Here is a 368-nt window from a genome sequence, read left to right on the forward strand (position 1 = left end):
TTAATGGATATTGAGCCAGCAGATATAGAACCTGCATTGCAGACATATCTTAAAAAGCGTACAGACGAGGAAGAAGAAGCACATTCCGAGGCGATCATGAACTACATGCAGGCCATCATGCAAGGTGGCGAAGCAAGCTTGGACGATGATATTGCCAGCTTCTCCTTTGCCAACGACCTGAGGGATTTGGCCACTTGGGCCTATAAAAATTCGGAATATGTTGGAGAGGAAGTATTGGCCTATTTGCCGATTCCCGGGGAGTACGTTCCCTGTGGCGATTTGCAAACATTGACCGGTGGGAAAGCTTGGTCGCTGTAGACTTTGTTCATCCATAAAATTTAAAAGCCTCCAAGATTGGAGGCTTTTTT

The 368-nt window shown here is 45.9% G+C and carries 1 protein-coding gene; it reads left to right on the forward strand.

Annotated elements, in window-relative coordinates:
* Positions 1-318: gluconate 2-dehydrogenase subunit 3 family protein (locus ACQQ5U_RS19420; protein ID WP_437400120.1), on the forward strand; the 318-nt coding region annotated here is incomplete at its 5' end.
* Positions 319-368 lie beyond the last annotated feature (50 nt).

It is taken from the genome of Flagellimonas lutimaris (assembly GCF_051494225.1).
Lineage (GTDB): Bacteria > Bacteroidota > Bacteroidia > Flavobacteriales > Flavobacteriaceae > Flagellimonas > Flagellimonas lutimaris_A.